Annotated in this window: 4 protein-coding genes; 2 read left to right on the top strand and 2 right to left on the bottom strand. The window is 75.8% G+C overall.

Annotation, left to right across the window (positions count from 1 at the left end; genetic code table 11):
- Nucleotides 1-610: hypothetical protein (locus EAO71_RS20765; protein ID WP_187282720.1), on the bottom strand; the 610-nt coding region annotated here is incomplete at its 3' end.
- A 182-nt stretch (nt 611-792) separates the two neighbouring features.
- Here EAO71_RS20765 and EAO71_RS20760 point away from each other — a divergent pair.
- Together EAO71_RS20760 and EAO71_RS20755 are read left to right on the top strand one after the other, a co-directional pair.
- Nucleotides 793-1,455, top strand: coding sequence for a phosphatase PAP2 family protein (locus EAO71_RS20760; protein WP_147979070.1), 663 nt, complete (start codon nt 793-795; stop codon nt 1,453-1,455).
- Nucleotides 1,456-1,477: 22 nt separating this feature from the next.
- Complete coding sequence (locus EAO71_RS20755) at nt 1,478-2,428, top strand: HhH-GPD family protein (protein WP_147979069.1); 951 nt, start codon at nt 1,478-1,480, stop codon at nt 2,426-2,428.
- 142 nt (nt 2,429-2,570) lie between these two features.
- Here the strand turns inward: EAO71_RS20755 and EAO71_RS20750 are convergent, their stop codons facing one another.
- The gene (locus EAO71_RS20750) at nt 2,571-3,398 is read right to left on the bottom strand and encodes a sigma factor-like helix-turn-helix DNA-binding protein (RefSeq protein ID WP_261992263.1); all 828 of its coding nucleotides are present in this window, start codon (nt 3,396-3,398) and stop codon (nt 2,571-2,573) included.
- Nucleotides 3,399-3,578 lie beyond the last annotated feature (180 nt).

Here is a 3,578-nt window from a genome sequence, read left to right as displayed (position 1 = left end):
GGCGGGGGCAGTCCTGCGAGGACCAGACCTGGTCGCCCTTGACGTTGCTGATCTTCAGGACCGCGCTCTTCGGGCCGAAGTCGGCCTTGCAGTCGGCGGCCGAGGTGTTCCGGGCCACCAGCCGGAACCGCGGCTTGTCCCCCGGCGCGTAGGAGAGCTTGTCGCTCATCAGCGTCAACTGGAGCGATCCCGGGGCGCAGTTCGGGAGAGGGGAGCCGGCCGGGACCTGCTGTCCGGCGGTCGAGCCCGCGCCGCCGTCGCCGCCCCCGCCGTCCGTGTCGCCGTTCTTGCCACCGCCCTCGGCGCCGGCGGAGGAGCCGTCGCCGGTGCCGTCCTCGCCGCCCGTGGTCTCTCCGGAGTCGCCCGACTCGTCGCGTCCGCCGGGCTGTTCACTGATCGCCGGACCGGAACCAGACGGTCCGGGAGTGATCGAGGGCGCGGGGGACGTCCCGTTGGCGCCGTCGTTCGGCTTCTTCCCGCCGCTGCCACCGGAGGTGACGGCCCAGAGGGTGAGCAGCGCGAGGAGCGCGATCAGGCACAGCGCGACCGCCCTCCGTCGCCAGTAGATGGAGGAGGGAAGCGGCCCGACCGGATTGCGCAGTGATCCCACGCCACGAACCTTACGAGAGAACGGGGCCAACTCCCGCCCCACCCGCCGCCCCAGGCACCAAGTTTTGCCGATGATCACATCCCGAGCGCCGGACTCATCCGTTCCGCCCCCACTTTCGCCCAGCGGGGTGCGGACCTTCGGCCCGGGCGCCGGGTGCCGGACTCCGGTTAGCGTCTCCCCTCATGGACAACCTTTCCGATCTCTCGGGCGACCTCTACCGCGACGTCACCGACTTCGCCCACTCCACTCCGCACTGGTTCCAGCAACTCGCCGAGGTGTGGACCGAGGCCGGACTGCTGCTGTTCGGCGTGCTGTTCCTGGCCGGTTGGTGGCGGACCAGGACGGCGCCGAGCGGTGCCATGGCGCTCGCGCTGCTCGCCCCGCTCGCGACCGGCTTCGGATACGTGGTGAGCGAGGCGCTCAAGTCGCTGGTGGACGAGGAGCGTCCGTGCCGGGCGGTGGCCGGGGCCGCCGCCTCGCTCGTCCCCTGCCCGCCGTACGGAGACTGGTCCTTCCCGAGCAACCACTCGGCGATCGCGGGCGCCGCGGCCGTCGCCCTCGCGCTGTCCTGGCGCGGAATGGCCTGGCTGACCGTGCCGATGGCCCTCCTCATGGCGTTCTCCCGGGTGTTCGTCGGCGTGCACTACCCGCACGACGTGACGGTCGGCCTGCTGCTGGGCGGGGCGGTCGCGTTCCTCGTCGTCAAGGCGGCGACGCGGCCCGTCCGCACCCTGGTGGACACGGCACGCACCAGCGGCAACGGCGCGGTGGTGTGGTGCGTGGGCCGCGGCCCACGCCAGCACGCCTCCACGCGCCGTGAGGGCGTGCGGCACGGCGCGTACTGAACGTGCCAGGATCGGAGGTGCCATGACTTCCATCGATGCCTCCACCACGCCCCCCGTCCCCTCCGACGGCCCCGCGGCCGGCTCCGCCCCGGCGCCCGCACCCGACCGGCTGCACGGACCCGTCCTCGCCTGGTTCGACCGGCACGCCCGCGATCTGCCCTGGCGCCGCCCCGAGGCGGGCGCGTGGGGCGTGATGGTGAGCGAGTTCATGCTCCAGCAGACCCCGGTCGTCCGGGTCCTGCCGGTGTACGAGCAGTGGCTCGCGCGCTGGCCCCGCCCGGCCGACCTGGCCGCCGAGGCGCCGGGCGAGGCGGTCCGAGCCTGGGGCCGGCTCGGCTATCCACGGCGCGCCCTGCGGCTGCACGGCGCGGCCGTGGCCATAACGGAGCGGCACGGCGGCGACGTCCCAAGCGAGCACGGGCAGCTGCTCGCCCTGCCGGGCATCGGGGAGTACACCGCGGCGGCGGTGGCCTCCTTCGCGTACGGGCAGCGGCACGCGGTGCTCGACACCAACGTGCGCCGGGTCTTCGCCCGGGCGGCCACCGGTGTCCAGTACCCGCCGAACGCCACGACCGCGGCCGAGCGCAGGCTGGCGCGCGACCTGCTGCCGGAGGACGAGGCCACGGCGGCCCGGTGGGCGGCGGCCTCCATGGAGCTGGGCGCGCTGGTGTGCACCGCGAAGAACGAGGACTGCGGGCGGTGCCCGATCTCCGCCGAGTGCGTGTGGCGGCGGTCGGGGAAGCCGGCCCACGACGGCCCGCCGCGGCGCGGCCAGACGTACGCCGGCACCGACCGCCAGGTCCGCGGCAAGCTGCTGGCCGTCCTGCGGGAGGCCACGGACGCGGTGCCGCAGTCGTCCCTGGACGCCGTCTGGCACGACCCGGTCCAGCGCGACCGGGCGCTGGACGGCCTGGTCGCCGACGGCCTGGTCGAACCGCTGGAGGACGGGCTCTACCGCCTGCCCCAGTCCTGACGGCCGCTGTTCCCCGCACGGGGGACGGTGCCCCCGACGGCGCCCGGGCCGGTGCCGTCGGGCGGCCGCCGTCCGGTTCGCGGCGGCCGGGTCCCGGTCACGCGGGGCGGCCGGGACCACCCCGGCCATCCGGGGCCGCGGGTCAGCGGCCCTCGGGCACGGCGAGGTCGAGCGCCCGGAGCCGCTCCGGCTCCGCGACGACGTCGATCTCGGTGATGAGGCCCTCGACGATCGTGAAGGCGAGCGCCACCGCCAGTCGCCCGTGCCGGGCCATCGCCAGCCCGATCGCCCCGTCGATCCGTACGGGCCCGGTGAACCGGGCCCGGCCCACCGCCGCCATCGCGCCCCTGGCCACGGTGTGGGCCCCGAGCACGACGACCGGCTCGGGCGTGGGCACGACCGCCGCGTCGGCCCGCAGCACCACGTCGGGGTGCAGCAGCCCGACCAGCGCCTCGAAGTCCCCTCCGCGCGTGGCGGACAGGAAGGCGTCGACGACCTGGCGGCGCCGGACCGGGTCCCGTCCGGGCGGCGTCTCGGCCCCCTTCACCCGGCGGCGGGCCCGGCTCGCGAGCTGCCGTGCGGACGCGGGCGTCCGCTCCAGCATCGGACCGATGTCGTCGAAGGGCACGGCGAACATGTCGTGCAGGACGAAGGCGAGCCGCTCCGCGGGCGACAGCCGGTCCAGCACCACCAGCAGGGCGACGCCGACCGAGTCGGCCAGCAGCGCCTCCTCCTCCGGATCGCGTGCCCCGTCGCCGCCGGCCGCCCGCTCGGGCACCAGCGACCCGGGGGGCTCGTCGAAGAGGTCCTCGCGCCGCGTCCGGCGCGTGCGGAGCGTGTTCAGGCAGACCCGGGACACCACGGTGGTCAGCCAGCCGCCGAGGTTCGCCACCCCCTCGGTGCCGGCGGCGCTCGCGCGCAGCCAGGCCTCCTGGAGCGCGTCGTCGGCCTCGGCGACCGAGCCGAGCATCCGGTAGGCCACCGCCCGCAGCCGGCCGCGCTCCTCCTCGAAGCGTGCCGCCAGCCCCGCGTCGTCCCCGACGCGGCGGTCGTGCCCACGCCCGAGCCGGTCGTCGTGCTCGGGGCCCACACCGTGGCCAGGGGCGCGATGGCGGCGGTGGGCCGGGCCCGGTTCACCGGGCCCGTACGG

The organism is Streptomyces sp. MS191 (genome assembly GCF_008042125.1).
Lineage (GTDB): Bacteria > Actinomycetota > Actinomycetes > Streptomycetales > Streptomycetaceae > Streptomyces.
This window is presented reverse-complemented; position numbering and strand designations above follow the sequence as displayed.